The 17,473-nt window shown below is 32.6% G+C and carries 10 protein-coding genes, 7 tRNA genes and 1 other RNA gene; 2 read left to right on the top strand and 16 right to left on the bottom strand.

The window, feature by feature from the left end:
• Positions 1–336 precede the first annotated feature (336 nt).
• The 12 genes from A0O34_RS12085 to rpsU form a co-directional block, all read right to left on the bottom strand.
• Positions 337–1,701, bottom strand: coding sequence for an ATP-binding protein (locus A0O34_RS12085; RefSeq protein WP_066754948.1), 1,365 nt, complete (start codon positions 1,699–1,701; stop codon positions 337–339).
• Positions 1,702–2,382, bottom strand: a complete 681-nt coding sequence (locus A0O34_RS12080) for a response regulator transcription factor (RefSeq protein WP_066754946.1) — start codon at positions 2,380–2,382, stop codon at positions 1,702–1,704.
• A gap of 534 nt (positions 2,383–2,916) precedes the next feature.
• Positions 2,917–2,988: transfer RNA gene (locus A0O34_RS12075), tRNA-Thr, on the bottom strand.
• A 43-nt stretch (positions 2,989–3,031) separates the two neighbouring features.
• Positions 3,032–3,104 (bottom strand) — tRNA-Gly (locus A0O34_RS12070).
• Between the two features lie 86 nt (positions 3,105–3,190).
• A tRNA-Tyr gene (locus A0O34_RS12065) sits at positions 3,191–3,271 on the bottom strand.
• Between the two features lie 18 nt (positions 3,272–3,289).
• Positions 3,290–3,363: transfer RNA gene (locus A0O34_RS12060), tRNA-Thr, on the bottom strand.
• 92 nt (positions 3,364–3,455) lie between these two features.
• Positions 3,456–3,528, bottom strand: a tRNA-Gly gene (locus tag A0O34_RS12055).
• Between the two features lie 90 nt (positions 3,529–3,618).
• Positions 3,619–3,699: transfer RNA gene (locus A0O34_RS12050), tRNA-Tyr, on the bottom strand.
• Positions 3,700–3,716: 17 nt separating this feature from the next.
• A tRNA-Thr gene (locus tag A0O34_RS12045) sits at positions 3,717–3,790 on the bottom strand.
• A gap of 111 nt (positions 3,791–3,901) precedes the next feature.
• Complete coding sequence (locus A0O34_RS12040) at positions 3,902–4,192, bottom strand: HPF/RaiA family ribosome-associated protein (RefSeq protein WP_066754944.1); 291 nt, start codon at positions 4,190–4,192, stop codon at positions 3,902–3,904.
• Positions 4,189–5,076: a tyrosine-type recombinase/integrase gene (locus A0O34_RS12035; protein WP_066754940.1), complete on the bottom strand. Its 888-nt coding sequence runs from the start codon at positions 5,074–5,076 to the stop codon at positions 4,189–4,191. The genes A0O34_RS12040 and A0O34_RS12035 overlap by 4 nt, the downstream gene beginning before the upstream one ends.
• A gap of 85 nt (positions 5,077–5,161) precedes the next feature.
• Positions 5,162–5,359 carry a 30S ribosomal protein S21 gene (gene rpsU, locus A0O34_RS12030; RefSeq protein ID WP_066754938.1) on the bottom strand — a complete coding sequence of 66 codons (198 nt, stop codon included), beginning with the start codon at positions 5,357–5,359 and terminating at the stop codon, positions 5,162–5,164.
• A 456-nt stretch (positions 5,360–5,815) separates the two neighbouring features.
• Here rpsU and A0O34_RS12025 point away from each other — a divergent pair, with 456 nt between their 5' ends.
• Positions 5,816–8,953, top strand: coding sequence for a T9SS type B sorting domain-containing protein (locus tag A0O34_RS12025; protein WP_066754936.1), 3,138 nt, complete (start codon positions 5,816–5,818; stop codon positions 8,951–8,953).
• A 127-nt stretch (positions 8,954–9,080) separates the two neighbouring features.
• Positions 9,081–9,479, top strand: a transfer-messenger RNA (tmRNA) gene (ssrA, locus tag A0O34_RS12020).
• Positions 9,480–9,656: 177 nt separating this feature from the next.
• On the opposite strand, the gene A0O34_RS12015 is transcribed toward ssrA, so the two are convergent.
• The 4 genes from A0O34_RS12015 to A0O34_RS12000 all read right to left on the bottom strand — a co-directional run bounded on the left by A0O34_RS12015 (position 9,657) and on the right by A0O34_RS12000 (position 17,420).
• Positions 9,657–10,667: a C40 family peptidase gene (locus A0O34_RS12015; RefSeq protein WP_066754935.1), complete on the bottom strand. Its 1,011-nt coding sequence runs from the start codon at positions 10,665–10,667 to the stop codon at positions 9,657–9,659.
• A gap of 121 nt (positions 10,668–10,788) precedes the next feature.
• Positions 10,789–13,485: a UvrD-helicase domain-containing protein gene (locus A0O34_RS12010; protein WP_066754933.1), complete on the bottom strand. Its 2,697-nt coding sequence runs from the start codon at positions 13,483–13,485 to the stop codon at positions 10,789–10,791.
• Between the two features lie 121 nt (positions 13,486–13,606).
• The gene (locus A0O34_RS12005; RefSeq protein WP_066759674.1) at positions 13,607–15,631 is read right to left on the bottom strand and encodes a UvrD-helicase domain-containing protein; all 2,025 of its coding nucleotides are present in this window, start codon (positions 15,629–15,631) and stop codon (positions 13,607–13,609) included.
• Positions 15,615–17,420, bottom strand: a complete 1,806-nt coding sequence (locus A0O34_RS12000; RefSeq protein ID WP_066754929.1) for an ATP-dependent nuclease — start codon at positions 17,418–17,420, stop codon at positions 15,615–15,617. The genes A0O34_RS12005 and A0O34_RS12000 overlap by 17 nt, the downstream gene beginning before the upstream one ends.
• Between the last annotated feature and the right edge of the window lie 53 nt (positions 17,421–17,473).

Genomic DNA, 17,473 nt, shown 5'->3' with positions numbered 1-17,473 from the left:
CTTGCTCGATTAAAACGACCTTAAAGGAGCCTTAAAAAAAAATTAAATTTGGTTTTTAAGGCTGATTTTCACAATGAATTATGAAAGAATTGATGGAAAATATTCTTTGTTTTGAGAGATTAAATTTTTGCATTACGCTTAAAAAAATAAAACTGATTTTAATCTTAATTAAACTTAACTCCTTCAATATTATTAATGGTTCAAGAAAGCTAAATTTTTATTTTATCGCAAGGTCAGACAAAGGATTAAAGTGTATTGAAAATAATTTAAGATAAACAAAGCCGCTGCGCTTATTTTCGAAATACAAAAATTGAGTGTGTTGTAATTAGATAAAAACTACTTTTTGAAAATTACACTGAATTGATTTGTCTTTTCAGATGGTGCAGAGTAAAGAATTTCGGCGCCGTGGTATTCAACAATTCTTTTTACGATACGAAGCCCGAGACCAGAGCCGGAAATATTTTGAGAATTATTTCCTCTCATAAAAGCTTCAAATAGCTTTGAACGATCCTGTTCTTCGATAACATTTCCACTCGAAACTACATCAACCGTCAAATCAGAATTGGTTTCTGTTATTAAAACATCCACTTCCATATTGTCGGAATAGACCGCAGCATTTTTAAACAAATTGATAAATACAATATCTAATAAAGATTGAATACCAGGAATGGTAAGAAGAGCATTTTCGGAAGTATTTTCAGAAATTAAAAAATCCATTTTAAGGTTTGGATAGCTTTTTTCTACCGCTTCATAGGATTCAAATATAACTTCATCAATCCTTACTTCTTCATATAAAGTCTGAATGTTTTCTTTATCGAATTTAGTTAAAATCAACAATGAATTTGTAAGATCCGACAGTTGATAAACATCCTTCTGAATCTGTTTTAAAGAAGACAACGTTTCCGGAGAATGCTGTTGTAGTTTAATTAAATTTTCCAACTGAAAAGCCATTCTGGTAATCGGCGTTCTGATCTCATGCGAAGCACTTGCCGTAAAATCTCTCTGAGACTGAAAAACATCGTCTAACCTTGCAATCATCGTATTAAATGACTTTGCGAGAATGCTTATTTCGTCATTTGAAGGCTGAACGGGAATCTGTGTCGTTAATCTATGTGCCGTAACCTCCGAAATCTCTTTATTAAGATCTTCCAGCGGGCGAAGAAACTGTCCCATAAAATAATAACTAAAAAAGCCGATGAGCAAAGTACTCATCACATAAGCCGCGATCAAAAGGTATTTCAGATATTCTAGTTTTGATTTTCCGTTGGTATCGAAAGCACTTGTAAGAATATAATAATTTTCACCATTAATACTTTTCAGTGCTGCATATATTTCAGGTTGAGTTTTTTCGGTGTAAATGGTTTTGTTTCGGTCTAATTCTTTCAGTAAAGCATTGTCCCAACTGACATTTCGGTCTTTTATGGTACTGTAGATCAATTCTTTTTGACCATTAAAGATCAAAATTGTTTCATTTAAAAGAATATTATCTGAGTTTTCATTAAAAAAGACAGGTGCCTCTTCTTCAAAATCCTTAGACTTTGAAATAAAATGCGAAGTAAACTCCAATCTCTGTCTGAATCTTTCTTTGAATTCGTCTCGTCTGAAATCATTAAAAGACATATAGATCACTACCATCACAATACCAAAAAGTAATGAGAAGGCAATGCTGAGATTGAGCGCTATCTTTCTTTTTAAAGACATTTACAGTGAACTTAGATAATATCCGAAGCCGGAACGTGTATGAATTAATTTAACTTTGAAATCTTTATCAATTTTCTTTCTTAAAAAATTAATATAAACTTCGACAGTATTTGTATTGGTATTGAAATTGTGTTCCCAAACGTTTTCCGTGATCTGCTGCTTGGAAACGGTTCTTCCCTGCGCTTCTGCCAGATAAGCTAACAATTGGAATTCTTTTAAGGTAAGAGCAATTTCATTTCCGGCGCGGAAAACTTTCTGTTCGGTTTTATTGATAATTAAATCATCTATTCTAATAATATCCTGATCTAAATTATCTAAAGGAGTTTTTCTTCTCAATAAAGAATTCATACGAAGAAGCAGCTCTTCAAACTGAAAAGGTTTTACCAAATAATCATCTGCCAGCCTTGTAAATGCATCTTTTTTATCTGAAAGATCTCCGTAAGCAGAAATGATGATGATCGGTGTATTTTTATCGAAAGAACGAATGGTCTGGCAAACATCCAGTCCGTTTATCTTCGGAACATTGATATCCAAAAGATACAGATTATATGTATTGTTTTTGATCTGACGGAGAAAAGTTTCGCCATCGTAAATTTTATCACACGTAAAATTGTTTGATTCTAAAAACTTACAAAGTTCTGCAGAGAGAATAAGGTCGTCTTCCAATAAAAGAATATTCATCAATATTTATTTTACACGAATTTAACGAAAATTTTTATGATTGTGAAGGAATTGAAACGGGTGGAGGAATCTTTAATTAAATTTTAAGGTTAGGATTGTGAGTGAAAACTTAAATATATTTTTTGACGCAAGGCTCGCTAAGTTTTTTTGAATTTAATACTGTTGATTTTCGTTCGCAGGGACATTCACTCAGCAAAGGTAATTTTAATGTGGAAATATTGTAATAAGTTTTGGTTAAAACCAAATTGGAAGATTTTAATTTATTAAATAGGCTAAAGCCCATTTCTATTGATAGAACCTCATTTTGATTTCAATATAATTTGAACCATTAAGAATAGTGAAGAAGTTAAGTCTAATTAAGTGTAAAATCAAATTGATTTTTTTTAAATGGAATTTAAAACTTAAACTATGTAGAGGTGGTTCCAGCCTGACAAATTTTATGCTTTAATTAGAAATTATTTTCTCAAAATCATTATTTGATACAGAAAAGTTTTAAGCAAAAAAAATCCCGAAGTGAATTCGGGATGTAACGAGAGCCAACTACGGGACTTGAACCCGTGACCTCTTCCTTACCAAGGAAGCACTCTACCGCTGAGCTAAGTCGGCCTTAAACAAAAAAATCACGCTAAAGATAGAGTGATTTTTTTTGAGCGAAAGACGAGGGTCGAACTCGCGACATTCAGCTTGGAAGGCTGACGCTCTACCAACTGAGCTACTTTCGCAATTTTGTTTCCAAAATTATTGGTTAACGTTTTGCAAACTTAGGAAAATCCTTTTTAATTTGCAAACTTTTTTTCAATATAAACTGTGGGAAGAGCAGGATTCGAACCTGCGAAGCCGAAGCAACTGAGTTACAGTCAGTCCCATTTAGCCACTCTGGAATCTTCCCGAATGTTTATATTAAATGAGCCTCCAGAGGGACTCGAACCCACGACCTGCTGATTACAAATCAGCTGCTCTAGCCAACTGAGCTATGGAGGCAATTTTAATATTGTGACTGAAAGCTTTTGAGAAAATTCTACTCTAAACTTTTCAGTAGTAAAAAAAATCATTCTTTTCAGTCTGACTTTTTGAGCGAAAGACGAGGGTCGAACTCGCGACATTCAGCTTGGAAGGCTGACGCTCTACCAACTGAGCTACTTTCGCAATTTTGTTTCCAAAACTATTGGTTTAACGGTTTGCAAATCTAAGAAAATTTCTTTAAACCTGCAAGACTTTTTTTCTAAATATAAACTGTGGGAAGAGCAGGATTCGAACCTGCGAAGCCGAAGCAACTGAGTTACAGTCAGTCCCATTTAGCCACTCTGGAATCTTCCCGAATGTTTATATTAAAGAGCCTCCAGAGGGACTCGAACCCACGACCTGCTGATTACAAATCAGCTGCTCTAGCCAACTGAGCTATGGAGGCATTAAAATCAAAAAGAATTCAAAAGAACGCTGCTCCCTTTTTGCGATTGCAAAGATAGAACGGTTTTTTTGAATTCTCAAATTTTTTTATGACTTTTTTTATCTTTTTTTTCTATGCTAACTCTTTTTTCTTGATTAGTAGCTTTTTAGCAGTATCAACACAAAGGTCTAAACTTTCTTCAAAAGTTGCAGAAGTCTTTTTAACGACAATATCATCGCCTGGAACAGCCAAAATAAGCTCGGTTGTTTTATTAACTTTATCTGCATTGTTCTCTACTTTTAAAAACACTTTACATTCATGAATTTTGTCGTAAAACGTTTCAAGTTTACTTACTTTTTTTTCAATGTGTGACTCTAGTGGTTCGTGTGGAGTTAAACCAATTGACTGTACTGTGATCTTCATAATTCTTCTTTTTTAGATGCTCTTGGATGAGCCTGATTAAACACTTTTTTCAATTGTTCTATATTAGCATTCGTATAGACTTGTGTACTTGCAAGGCTGGAATGTCCTAATATTTTTTTTACTTTCGATATCTCTGCCCCATTATCCAAAACGTGTGTAGCAAAGCTATGACGAAGGATGTGAGGACTTCTTTTTTCTTTTGTTGTTATAAGACTAAGGTACTTATTAACTACCACATAAACAAATTTTTCATTGAGTTTTTTGCCTTTCTTGCTGACGAAAAAATACAATTCGTGTTCGGTCTGCGGTTTCCTTATTTCTAAATAACTTCTAAGCAGATTGGCAAGATCTTCGGAGATCGGGATGTATCTTTCTTTATTTCCCTTTCCTACAATTTTGAGGTCGTTTCTGCCTAAATCTACATTCTCAAATATCAAGCCACAAAGTTCGGCTTTTCGAATTCCAGTCTGATATAAGACTTCCATGATGCATTTTTCGAGAATATTGTGCTTTTCCTCAAAAACCTGATCATTAAGAACCTGCATTTCTTCTTTAGACATGGGAATTTGCTTCTCTGCGTAAAATTTCAGGGAAGAGACAGTTTCAGTAGGAGAAACCTTAATTTCGCCTATTTTTAAAAGGAAATGATAAAAACTACGGAGTGAAGAGAGTTTTCTGTTGATACTTCTCTTGGCAATATTATTTTCGCTGAGCTCAACAATAAAATTTCTGATGACTTTTTTGTCTGCTTTGGAAATATCTTCGGAGGATTCTGTTTTGAGATAGAAATGAGAAAAATCCTCAAGGTCTTTTTTATAGCTTGTAATGGTGTGAGGAGAATATCTCTTCTCGAACTGTAAATATTCTAAAAATTTATCTAACATTGATGAAGGACGTAAACGAAAAAATTCACTCCTCAAATATAGTATTTAAGAAGTGAATTTAGTATGTGTTTAAGAAAAAAAATTCTTAAGCCTGTTCTTCCTTGCTAAGTGCTCTTTGCTTATAAGCAGCTTTCAATTTAGACTGTCTTAAACTTACAGAAGGCTTGATAAACGCTTGTCTAGATCTCAATTGACGAACTGTACCCGTTTTATCAAATTTTCTTTTATATTTCTTTAGTGCTCTATCGATGGATTCACCATCTTTTACAGGAATTATTAACATATTTTACATCTCATTTTGAGTTGCAAAAGTATACATTTTATCTTAAGCCACAAAATTTTATTTTAATTAATATTTAAAATTTATCCGGAAAAGAATCTATTTGGAGTGTTTATAAGGTTTAATCAACTATAAAAAACTTTATGCTTATCCTAAAAAATTAACTTAAATACAGGAAATATTACAACTAAACGATAATATATATATCAAAATAAAATTAATTATCTTGATCTATTGTTATTTTATTTATTTTTGCAAAAAACTAACATTCAAACAAATATGAAAGCTATATTATTGTTACCCACCTAATCTTTTCTCTTTTAAGGATATGAAGTTTTCTATAATTTCAATTCCTTTATTCATCGCTATTCATATAAGATCTTATCATTTTTCCGAGATCTTAGAATGATCTTTTTTTTGACAAAAAAACATAAACGCACCCTTGTTATTTACTAAGCAATGATTAAAAAATTATTATTTTCATTTTTATTCATCCTTCATAATACCGTTTTCGCACAGGAAGATTGTACTTCTGCGATTACAGTTTGTGGAAATTCGAATATAAATTATACTCCATCAGGAATCGGAAATACTTACGAAAACCTTGGGGGATGCCTGTCGACCGGTGAACATAATTCGGTTTGGTACAAATTCACGATTGCAACAAGTGGAACACTTACATTTAACCTAGTTCCTACAGGACCTGTGGATTACGACTGGGCTATTTACGGACCGAATGTAAGCTGCTCCAACCGAGGATTCCCAATCAGATGTAATGCATCGGGAGCCCTTACGAGCACCGGAATGAACATGACCAACACCAACACAACATCCGGAGGAGGAGCTACCGATCCTTATTGCAAATATATGGATGTAGTAGCCGGACAAACCTATTATTTATACCTTGACAATTGGTCTACAACCGTATATACCTTTAATCTAACTTGGGGAGGAACAGCAACATTTGTTTCACCTTTCAACAACTCTACGTTGGCTCCCAATCCTTTTATTGCTCCTGGAAGCCCGGGACCGAGTGCCAATTCGCCCAGAGAAATCTCCATCTGCAACAATAGTAACACTTTTGATTTCAGCTCATTATCTGCAGGAATAATAAATGGGAATCCGAATTTCACGGTGTCTTATTTTAACAATGTTAATGATGCGACGACCGGAAACAACCCTATCACCACTCCAATCACAGTTAATACAACGAATATCTATTATTATAATGTAAGTTATCATGATCCGAATAATCCGACGAGTGTAATTAATGCATGTAAACAAACGAATGCAATTATTTTCAAAAATAAAAGTTTAACAGCCAATATAAGCTCTACGACCACTACTCTATGCCCTAGCGGAAATATAATATTGACTTCCAACAACGCAACCGGCAACACATGGTCTACCGGAGCAACTACTCAATCCATCACCATAACAACACCAGGAACTTACACATTAACAAGCACTAACGGAACATGCACAAGTCCGCAAGCCTCTGTTGTAATCACTCAGGATACAGATCCGAATGTACAAATTGCGGGGAATCTTGTTTTATGTGAATCTCCGACACAGTTAACAGCTACAGCTAATGGAACGGGAAATATTTACACATGGTCAAATGGGGGAATAGGAAACAGTACTTCCGTTTCAACGGCGGGAACTTATACCGTAACTGTAAAAACTCCAGGAAATTGTCTTTATCAAAAATCCGTTACGGTGACACAGGGAGTTGTTCCGACTGTGCAGAATTCAAGTTTAAGTCAATGTTCAGGTTCTGCGACGGCAACTTTTGACCTAACCTCAGCACAGCCAAATATCAGCACAACATCGAGTATCAATTTTGATTATTATATCAATCAGTCAGATGCTTTAGCTGGAAATACAAATACTATTTCTACCCCAGCGACTTACACTTCAGGAAGTGCAACCATTTATATAAGAGTAAAATCTTCAACCTGTTCAAAAATTGCGGAATTACAATTAATTGTCAATCAAAAACCAATTCCAACGATTACTGCTTCTTCAAATCTAATCTGTACAAACAATATAATTACTTTAACCTCTAATTTTGCTACAGGAAATACTTGGTCAACAGGTCAAAATACCCAAAGTATTACCGTAAATACTGCTGGAACTTATACTTTAACCAATAATAACGGAAATTGTACGAGCGATCCTGCATCAATTACAATTGCTCAAGGCACAGATCCAAATGTTCAAATTACAGGAAATTTAACACCTTGTGATGGCGCTTCGTCAGTTTTGACAGCTACAGCAAATGGTACAGGAAATACATTTTCATGGTCAAATGGAGCAAGCACGCCAACAAATACCGTGACAGCTTCGGGAGTTTACACAGTAACAGTTACTACACCTACAGGATGTCAATATCAAAAATCTGCAACTGTAACAATGAGCCCTGCTATTTTAGTAAATATTGACACTCCATTGCAAATTACCTGTACCAATTCACAAGTTACATTAAACGCAACTTCTTCTGTATATCAATTAGGAAGCACATTTTTATGGACTGCAACTGGTGGTGGAACTATTGTATCGGGAGCTAATACTTTAACACCAACCGTAAACAATAGTGGAACTTATACACTTACTATTACCAGTTCATTAGGTTGTACCAAACAAAATTCTGTAACCGTAATAAAAAATACAACACCTCCTATTCTGATTGTTACTGCTCCAAAGCTCACTATTTGTCAAGGAGAATCTGTTGTACTTAGTGCTTCTGGAGGAGTTACATATACTTGGACAGGTCTTACAGGGAACGGAAATACTCAAATTGTTTCTCCAACGACGACAACAATCTACACTGTAACAGGAATCGGTGCTAATGGCTGTACTGCTCAAACTCCAGCATCAATTACAATTAAAGTTGTTCCTGAAATCGTTTCTACCTTACGTAATGTTGAAATGTGTAAAGGTGACAAAGCAACTTTAGACGCAGGATCAGGACAAAATTACACCTACAATTGGAGTACAGGAGCTACAACACAAACAATAACCACTGAATTAGCCGGAACTTATACTGTAATCATCAGTAATGGAGTTTGTTCTAAAATATTCACAGCTACGGTTTCTTACACTGTAACTCCAGAAATCCTGGAAGTAATTTACAAAGACAATATTTTAACAATCAATGTGAAAAATAATGGAAATTTACCGTTAGAATATTCTATTGACGGAGGAGTTAGCTGGCAGAATTCAAATATTTTTACAAATGTTCTCAGAAACACTCAATATTCAATCAGAGTAAAAAGCAGAGGTGCGCTTTGTTATTCCGACATGGAATATTATACTTTCTTCATGTCTAATGTTATCACCCCAAACAGTGATGGTAAAAATGATGTTATCGACTTCAGCGAAATCAGCAAATACGGAAATTTTCAAGGAAGTATATTCGATAGATATGGAAAATCTATATTTAATGCCAGCACAAAAAATCCTATCTGGAACGGACGACATCTAGAAAGACCTCTGCCAACCGGAACTTATTGGTATAAATTATTCTGGGAAGACCGCAGAACTAAAAAACCGGTTCAGTTGTCGGGATGGGTTTTACTTAAAAATAGAGATTAGATTAAATTTTAAAATGTCAGGATGCAAATTCTGACATTTTTTTGATTAAAACGACATTCTTAAAAATGCTTTGTCTATTATTAACCATATTTAAACAAAAAAAATTATCTTTGCAATCTTATCTAATGGGGTTGACTGGTTTCGACAGCAAGGTCAATGGGTAAGTAAGCATGCAGAGAACCGTAGCGCGATCTCTTTAATCCCTTGCTACAAACTTTTAACTGGCAACGAAGAGTTCGCTCTTGCAGCTTAATCCGAATAAAGTAAGATTCAAGCGCTTTCCCGAAGATAGTAAGGAAGCAAGATGTCTCACAAATGCTCCGTTCTACGGCGTTTGATCCTGAGATATAGGAATGTAGAAATAAGGTTTTAGATGCTTTGGCTAAAACTCGAAAACCTCAGAAGATAAGCTGGAAGTTGGGTGTCTGCTCTCTGCCTCCAGTCGAAAATCAATAGCAGAATAAGCATGTAGAAATCTTATGTATTGCTTGTTTGGACGAGGGTTCGAATCCCTCCAACTCCACTTTTCAAGCTTAAGAGAAGATGTAACTTATTTATTTCTAAATAATTACATTTTCTCTTTTTTTATTTTGTGTCCGAAAATGTTCCCAAGTTTAGTATCTTTAGAAAGGATACATATTACTATTTACAAATATAAATTATTAATTACTTTCTTGAAATACATTTTATCATAAACTAAAGATTAGTAACCATAATCATGCCTACTCATTATAACTTGGCTAAATACTGTAAACCTTTCTTGTGAGAACTGTAATTGCCTTTGATAACATTTATAATGAACATCAAAATACTTTAACGAAGTTTCATCATACAATTTCTTATACTTATCAATAGAATTTCTAAAATTAAAAGTTCTATTAATTTCATTTTGTAAATCTGATATTGCATAATTTAAGGCATCCTCAAACCCATAATACTGTATAAATGAATCAAAATCATATAAATGTGAATTCAATTCCCTCTCAAAATCACCTACCCATAAGTAATCTGTCGTTTCAAGAATTGTAGTGATTTGCTCATCAAACTGAGGGTTAGACAGCAAAAACTCTTCAGCTTGAGGAAATGTTTGGATATCTTCACTCACAATAGCTCTAACACCTTCAAAAAAGTTATAAGTAGCATCATTTGAAAGCTGAATTGGAGGATTCTTTTCATTAGCAAAATCAATCTGTTTCTGAGAAGCTTCTAATAAAGAAATATTTAGATTAAATAGCATACTGCTATCTTCAAAATCCTTTGGTGAACAGTAATCTGCATTTTTCACAATTGGCAGTCCTGCTACTTTGTAAATTTGCGCAACAAATCGTGTACAAAACTGCCTATTTGGTTGATTTGCAACCACTTCCTCATCCTCGCAATTTATACCTCGTAATACTTCTTTTGGGCTAGCATAACTAGTTCCAATTTTATTTGCAGCATTTCCTATACTTTGTGCTAGTTTACTAAGCTCTGAAATATCTTTCAATCTTAAAACACAAGCATCTTCAAATTTTTCAAATAGCAACCTACACGGATTAACAGAAGTAACCCCTAAGCCATCAGACTCTAAAAAACAATTATCACCTCGATAAATCAAAACGTGTGAATAATTACTGTTGGTTTTTTCTCGTATCCTAGATGCTGTTGTATCATTTCTATTCACCATCAAAATATCTCCAATTTGTAGTTCAGGAACAGGTAATATATACTTCATATGTTACTTTAAGTTAGTTTATCATTTTAATATTAAAATTCATGTTCAGAAAGAAATTTTCTAAATATCTTGTATATAGACTAATCAGATTTTCTATAACAGTTTAAATATACTGTACTTACTAGTTATCCAATATTTTTATTTGAGCGTCAGTAAGCCATCTTTTGTACTTACAATCATAGATTGCAAAGTTTGAACAGCCATAAAAAGCCCACTTTTTTTTATCTTTAATTCCAAATCCTGTTTTCACTTCTAAGTCACCTGAACGACAATTTGGACACTTTAGGTTGCCATTTACTTTGTTATTCTGGCTTTCATCCAGCTCAATAATAAATTTTGAAGCAAACCTCTTATTGGCAATTAGAGAAGTTTTCACTTTTGCCCTAGTTAATGCGACATAGAAAAGCCTCCTTTCTTCACTGTTGGGATATGTTTCAGAACCACCCAATAGTAGCAAGAGAACGGGGTCATCATACATTTCAGATGGAAATCCAAGTCTTCCAGAATTACAATTTAATACAAATGTATATTCAGCCTCTAATCCCTTTGACCTATGTGCAGTAAAGAATTCCAATTTAACTTTTAATCTTTCACTATACTTATATTCTATAGTGTTTTCTTTTATAATTTTGAACTTAGTCTGCTCTACTTTTACTCTGTTAAGGTCGTGGTTGTATCTGCCAATTAAATAGTATTTATGCGATAGGATATCTTTTATTTCATCATCAGTTGGTTCGGCATCACCACTTAATATCTTAGACTCGATTATTTTATTGATAGCTTTTTCTAAGGCCCCTGTATCATCATTATCATCAGAAAAAGTGTAAAAAATTTCCATGTCAGATTGAGTTTCCAACTTGTTTCTAAGACTTTTTTTAATTTGTGCGGGATTTTTCATAACAAAATTCCCAGAAATGTCTATCATTGGTAAACCAAACCGATAAGTAGTCTCTATCTTTGATGTATTGGTGAATCCAAAGTATTTTTCGAAACTATTGAACAAACTTATGTCGCTACCAGTAAAGCGATATATTGACTGCCAATCGTCACCGACAGCAAATAATTTAACATTCTCACTTTGTTTTTTAAAAGCATCAATGAGCTTGTATCTTCCTACACTGATGTCTTGAAACTCGTCGATAATGAGATACTTGTATTGATGTACATATTTGTTTCTTTCAAGATAGTTTACAGCTTGATTTATCATATCACTAAAATCAATCTGCTGTTTTCTTTTCAACATTTCTTCATAAGCTTTGTAGAGTGGATAAAATAGTTCAATAAAGTATTCACATCTTTCTTTATCAAAGCCTGATTTAGCTTTAATTTTATTCTTTAGCTCTTCGTAGGTGATGTTTGCCGATTTATAAAGATTTAGGAAAGTCGTAAATAAAGCAATCAGAGATGTTACCTCATCAGATGCAGTCTCTTGAATTAAATTCCACTTTTCTTCTTCAGATAAAGGTTTAATGTTAAAACCTTTAGATTTAAGTAAGCTAGTAAGACTTTTCTCAACGGTTCCATCTTTAAACTGGTAGCTAAAGGTTTCAATACAAACAGTCTCATTTTCTGTATGTGTTTCCCTTTTCCAACGAATTCCAGTATGGTAATTCATCTTTGCTTTCTCTAAACTAGTATTTTCGTTAGCAAAAAAAGGGGGAACATTTCCACTCTTATCTAATGCATAGTGTTCTAAATAAATCCTTCTATTTCCTTGGTATAAACTAAAATCTGGTTCGTACTGTCTGTGGTCTAAAGTTTTTGTAACTACCTCATAAGGCTCCTCATATCTATAATCGATGCCGTTAAATAATAAAAAATTGGCTATTTTGCACTCTTCTTGACTTTTTACAATTTCCCTTAGAACTGTTAATTTGTTATTTACTTTAACTTCAACTTTTTTATAGGGTCTAAAATTTTGGTCTTTAAGATGCTGTATATGTTCTGCCTGATTCTTAAATTCAAAATCACTTTTACTAATCTTTATAAAATCTGTGAAGTACCTTGTCAAAACCCTAAGGTATCTTTCATCAGATAGTAACTTTTTAAATGTATCTTTTATAAAATAGGGTAACTCATCTGCATTGTATAATGATGGCTTTGCTTGTTCAACATCTTTTATAATGTCTAATCCTAATTTATGGAATGTCTTAGCGTCAATTCCAGTAATGTTTACTTTGTTGGCTAAGTCTTTTGCACTTTGATTTGTGAATGAAATTAAAAGAATCTTCTCAGGCGAAACATTAAGACTTCTATTAAGGTAGTTTACTTTACCCATAATTGTTGTAGTCTTTCCACAACCAGCTCCTGCTATAACTAAACTATTATCTTCATCACGTATAATGGCTTCTCTTTGTTGTTCATCTAAAGATTTGCCACCATCAATGTTACTCAATAGAGATTGGGTTTGCTTTAATTCATACTTTAAAAATTCATTATTAAAATTTTCACGAGAGTTTTCATCATTACTGATAAGATTTTTAAAAAAAACAATCTCCTTTTCTTCTGAAGATGTTAAACCTATGTTTTTAAATGATTGTTGAAAAATAGTATTTTTCAGTATTTCACTATACTTTTCTCTCCATTGAGCAAGTTTATAGTTTGAGAAATATCCATTCGTATTGCTCGTCAAAGTTCGAAAACTCCGATTTACTGAATAGACACTAGGAAGAATGGATTTGAAAAGATTAATTAACCTTTCCTTCTCTAATTTTTCGTTTCCTTCTTTTATTTTTCGTTCTTTCCGCTCTCTAATAGTATTGGTTATCCAACCTACTGCCCCAAGAGTTAATGTTCCTGCAACTAAATATGAAATCATCTACAATGTTTTTTAAATAACTTAACACTTTTATGTGAAATAAGTTTTAATATTACATATTATTTTGCAATCCAACAAGTTAAGCAACTTGATGATTTTTGGATAATTTAAGTAAAATGAATTATACAGTAATTATATTCCATATACTTCTATCAATTTTTTTCAGTTGATTGTCAAATCTATCTTTATGTATTGCTACACAAAGCAGGTCGGTTGGTCTTGAGAAACCAACAAATACCATCTTTGCAGATTGCTTGCTTCTGTTTCCAACATTTGCTTGTACTTTCATTCCTAGAAACTGTTGTGCCAATCTTTGTGACTCATAAGATTTAGAATTTGTTCCTTTTCCATCTTTATGATAATAAGATTCAAGATACAAAGTAGCACAATGTGTTTGCCCTTTTACTGCGTGAACACTTGTTATTTCAATTTCAAATCCATCCTTTACATAATAGTTAGCTTTATTTAAATCACTAATTATATCTTCAGAAATCTCAACTTTCTTATTAATAAATTCTGAACTTTTAGAAATAGTCCTATCAAAAATAGTAAGCATAGTTGGCAAATATTCTTTCATTTTCAATAAAACTTCATTTGTTTCCCCTTGTAGTATTCCTATCGACCAATTAAAAAGGTTCAAATTCAATTCATCATACTTTTCAATATTACTGTCACGAATAAAGTCAATCAACTTTTTCTTAGTATAAGGTTTTTCATCATGAGCGTTGATATTTTCTATACGTAAGATTTTAACTAAAGCGTTTAAAAGATTTTTACGTAATGGTTCTAATGTGTTCTTTTTTTCATAGTAAACTAAATAACTGAACAAGTTATCAAAATCTTGGTTTAATTTCTTTTTTTGTTTTTTAAAATCTTTATAGTAATCTTCCAACCGAATTTTTGTCGCATCATTTCGACTTGTTTCGTCGTCTTTCCAATCAGTATTCCAACAAACAACTTTGATGGGTTTCTTTGAATCAGATAACTTATACTTTTTTACAAGTTGAGCAAAACAAGAAATAACATTTTCGATTTTATTATTTTCAAAAACTAAAATATGAGGTTTTATATCACATTCATTTCTTCCAACAATGTCGAAGGTTTGGTCGGTATGCAAGGCAAATTTTTTCAAAACGTTAGCAATCGGTTTACTTAGTCGTTGGCTTCCGTTAAGTCTAAGTACTTTTGCTCTATCATACCAAATATTTGTCACTTTGACTGAGTTATAGATTGATTGGTTCTTATCACCAATTCTTTGAATTTTTGAGACACTACTTCCGCCATCATAAAAAATTTTCTCTAAGAGATTATACTGATGTGTGTCCATGTCTTGCATTTCATCAACGAAAACAAACGAGAAGCGTTTTTGCAAGATTTCTTTAATTACGGGAATTTTATGAATGTAGAACTCCGCAAAATGATAGGCATAATCGTATGACATTATTCCCCTTTTCAATACTTCTAAAATTATTGTTTTCAACCCAATAAATTTTTTGTTTGTTACATCTTTCAAGAGAACATCATTATTACTATTTTTTATCTCGTTAGTGATAAAATCATAATGTAAGTCGCGAATTTCCTTTTCTATATACTTTTTACATAGTTCTTTTTTAAGAGAATCGTTACCATTGGCTTCTGAAGTGGCTTTATTTATATGTCTTTGATAAAACCATTTGGTAGGTTCTTCATAATCTTTATTCCAGGCAATAATATTAAAGAGCTTTACCAACTCGTCTTGATATCTTTCTGAATCAATCCAATCTAATTTCTTTTTGAACTTAAGATTATAGATTGGTATAGCTAAAAACTCATCTACAAAACTTTGTATTGTACCAATGAAATTAGGATAAGAAAAGAGTTTAGGACAGTGTTTTTGTATTTTTTCTTTTATCTCATCAATAGCCGCATTAGTATGTGATAAAACCAAAACTCCAGAGCCATCAGTAAATGGAAGTTTACGTTCAAGGATAATTAATTTAGCAAGTAAAGCTGTCGTTTTACCACTACCAGGTACAGCTTGTAAATCTAAAACTGTAAAATCACGAATAAAATCTTTATGTTCACGTTCAAATACTTTACCCTTAGGTAGGAGTAATTGTTCAGCATAGTGAATTTCATCTTCTGTAACGTTAATTACCTGCGACATACTTGATTGCATTTATAATATAATTAATCGTATCATTTGTAGTGTTTGAAATTTTAATTTTCTGAAATCCAGCTTTCACATCTTCATCGATAACATGTGCAATCTGATAAGCAATTTCGGTTTTCTTCAATCCTTTGTTTATCAATTTTTCTGCAAGTGTTTTTTCAAAATCAATAGTCCACTCTGTACCTTTGTGAACTTCTTTGACTACGTCCTGAAACACAGTACCAAAAGTAGTTGATTTAAATATTGAATATTCTAAAGTCCAATTTGGTGCAGGAAAGTATTTTACATTACTTTCTGATTTTTTATTTATTTTTATTATCTCTTGTTGTGTTATTTTCTGAACATCTATTTTTACAAATTCATATTGATTTTTACCTTTATCATTTTTGACCGGCTTTCCGTTATTATCTAGCCTAAGTTTTTTTTCATATTCTTTAACGTCACAATCTGTAATTACTGCGACAGGAACTTTCATATTTGGTTCGGTTTGTCGTAAGTAAATTTTAGCGTAATGGTCAAAACCAACATGCCCAATATTTACAATAGAAATCCCCTTCTCAGTCAAATTGATTCCAACCGCATTGGCAATGCTTGGAATTAAAATTTCTTCTGCCCAACCTTCAACTAAAATCACACCTTTAGCAAAAAATAAATTTGCTTTTGTTGTGTCTAAAAATTTTTCTAAAAACTTGTAATTTTCTTCACCCAATTTAGTATATGTAGTCCCCATAGGAAAAGCATTTGCATTGTTACAAACAATTAAATTTTCAAGTTTAAGTTTCGAAGCTAAACTTGGGCTATGAGTTGTAAGAATGAGTTGAATTTTGTCAAGTTTTTGAAGGGTTTCAATAACTTGCATTTGTGCTTGTGGGTGTAAATGTGCTTCCAATTCTTCCACTAACCCAAGGCGTAATCCAGTCCAGTTTGATTTGTTTAAGTGAAGTAACTCAGCAGCCATAAACAAGCGATTTAGAGTTCCTAAACCTGGGTTTGCTTCACCTTTTAAAGACAATGTGAGTTTTTCGAGTATATTTTTTATATTGTTAGAAGACGCTTCAAATTCAGTTTCATAATCATTTCCATAAAAATCCTTAACATAGCCATCAATTTTATCTTTTATTTGTTTGCCAACTTTAGCTTGACCTTCTTCATTTACTTCATTAAAGTAACTTTCCAAATTACTTTTTAAGCCTGAAAAAATTTGTAATAATTCATGGTCACTTTCCTCTCCTTTAAATCCATCATCACCTAAAAGAATTTGTGACAATCGTGAGTTACGCTTTGCAATCAAATCATTTTCTGCATCTCGCAAAGGTTTTAAGTATGTAACTTTCAAATATTCTTTTGCTTCTGCTGTAAGTAAATAGCTATCATCATTTACTCCTGCTTTTACATCTACAGGTAATATCTTTTTACCGTTTCTCTTTACATCATAAACAAGGTTAAGAAAAGGTTCTACTTTTTCTCCAATCTTATGCCAGCCTAACCATTCAGTAAAGTTTTTAGCTTCTTCTGGAGATAATCCTTCAAATTTTAATTGTATACGGAAACGATTTGTATTATTGAAAAAATCTTTATCATCAACTCTAATGTATTCATAACTATGCGTTCTCAAAACTAGTTTTATAGCATCAATAATAGATGTTTTACCTGAATCATTTTCACCAATAATCACATTGACTCCTTCAGTTAGATTTAAATTTAAATTCGGTTTAGCTATTTCGAATTCTTCGTCAGTACCAAATTTTCTAAAATTCCAAAGTTTTATGTTTGACAAGTACACGGTTATGTTATTTATTATTAGTTTTATAAACATCTAAGATATAAATTATCATT

The sequence above is a fragment of the Chryseobacterium glaciei genome, from assembly GCF_001648155.1.
Lineage (GTDB): Bacteria > Bacteroidota > Bacteroidia > Flavobacteriales > Weeksellaceae > Chryseobacterium > Chryseobacterium glaciei.
This window is presented reverse-complemented; position numbering and strand designations above follow the sequence as displayed.

Excerpts from the sequence above, each read along its gene's own strand:
- A0O34_RS12085 (WP_066754948.1), bottom strand. The coding sequence starts at position 1,701 with ATGTCTTTAAAAAGAAAGATAGCGCTCAATCTCAGCATTGCCTTCTCA.
- A0O34_RS12080 (WP_066754946.1), bottom strand. The coding sequence starts at position 2,382 with ATGAATATTCTTTTATTGGAAGACGACCTTATTCTCTCTGCAGAACTT.
- A0O34_RS12040 (WP_066754944.1), bottom strand. The coding sequence starts at position 4,192 with ATGAAGATCACAGTACAGTCAATTGGTTTAACTCCACACGAACCACTA.
- A0O34_RS12035 (WP_066754940.1), bottom strand. The coding sequence starts at position 5,076 with ATGTTAGATAAATTTTTAGAATATTTACAGTTCGAGAAGAGATATTCT.
- rpsU (WP_066754938.1), bottom strand. The coding sequence starts at position 5,359 with ATGTTAATAATTCCTGTAAAAGATGGTGAATCCATCGATAGAGCACTA.
- A0O34_RS12025 (WP_066754936.1), top strand. The coding sequence starts at position 5,816 with ATGATTAAAAAATTATTATTTTCATTTTTATTCATCCTTCATAATACC.
- A0O34_RS12015 (WP_066754935.1), bottom strand. The coding sequence starts at position 10,667 with ATGAAGTATATATTACCTGTTCCTGAACTACAAATTGGAGATATTTTG.
- A0O34_RS12010 (WP_066754933.1), bottom strand. The coding sequence starts at position 13,485 with ATGATTTCATATTTAGTTGCAGGAACATTAACTCTTGGGGCAGTAGGT.
- A0O34_RS12005 (WP_066759674.1), bottom strand. The coding sequence starts at position 15,631 with ATGTCGCAGGTAATTAACGTTACAGAAGATGAAATTCACTATGCTGAA.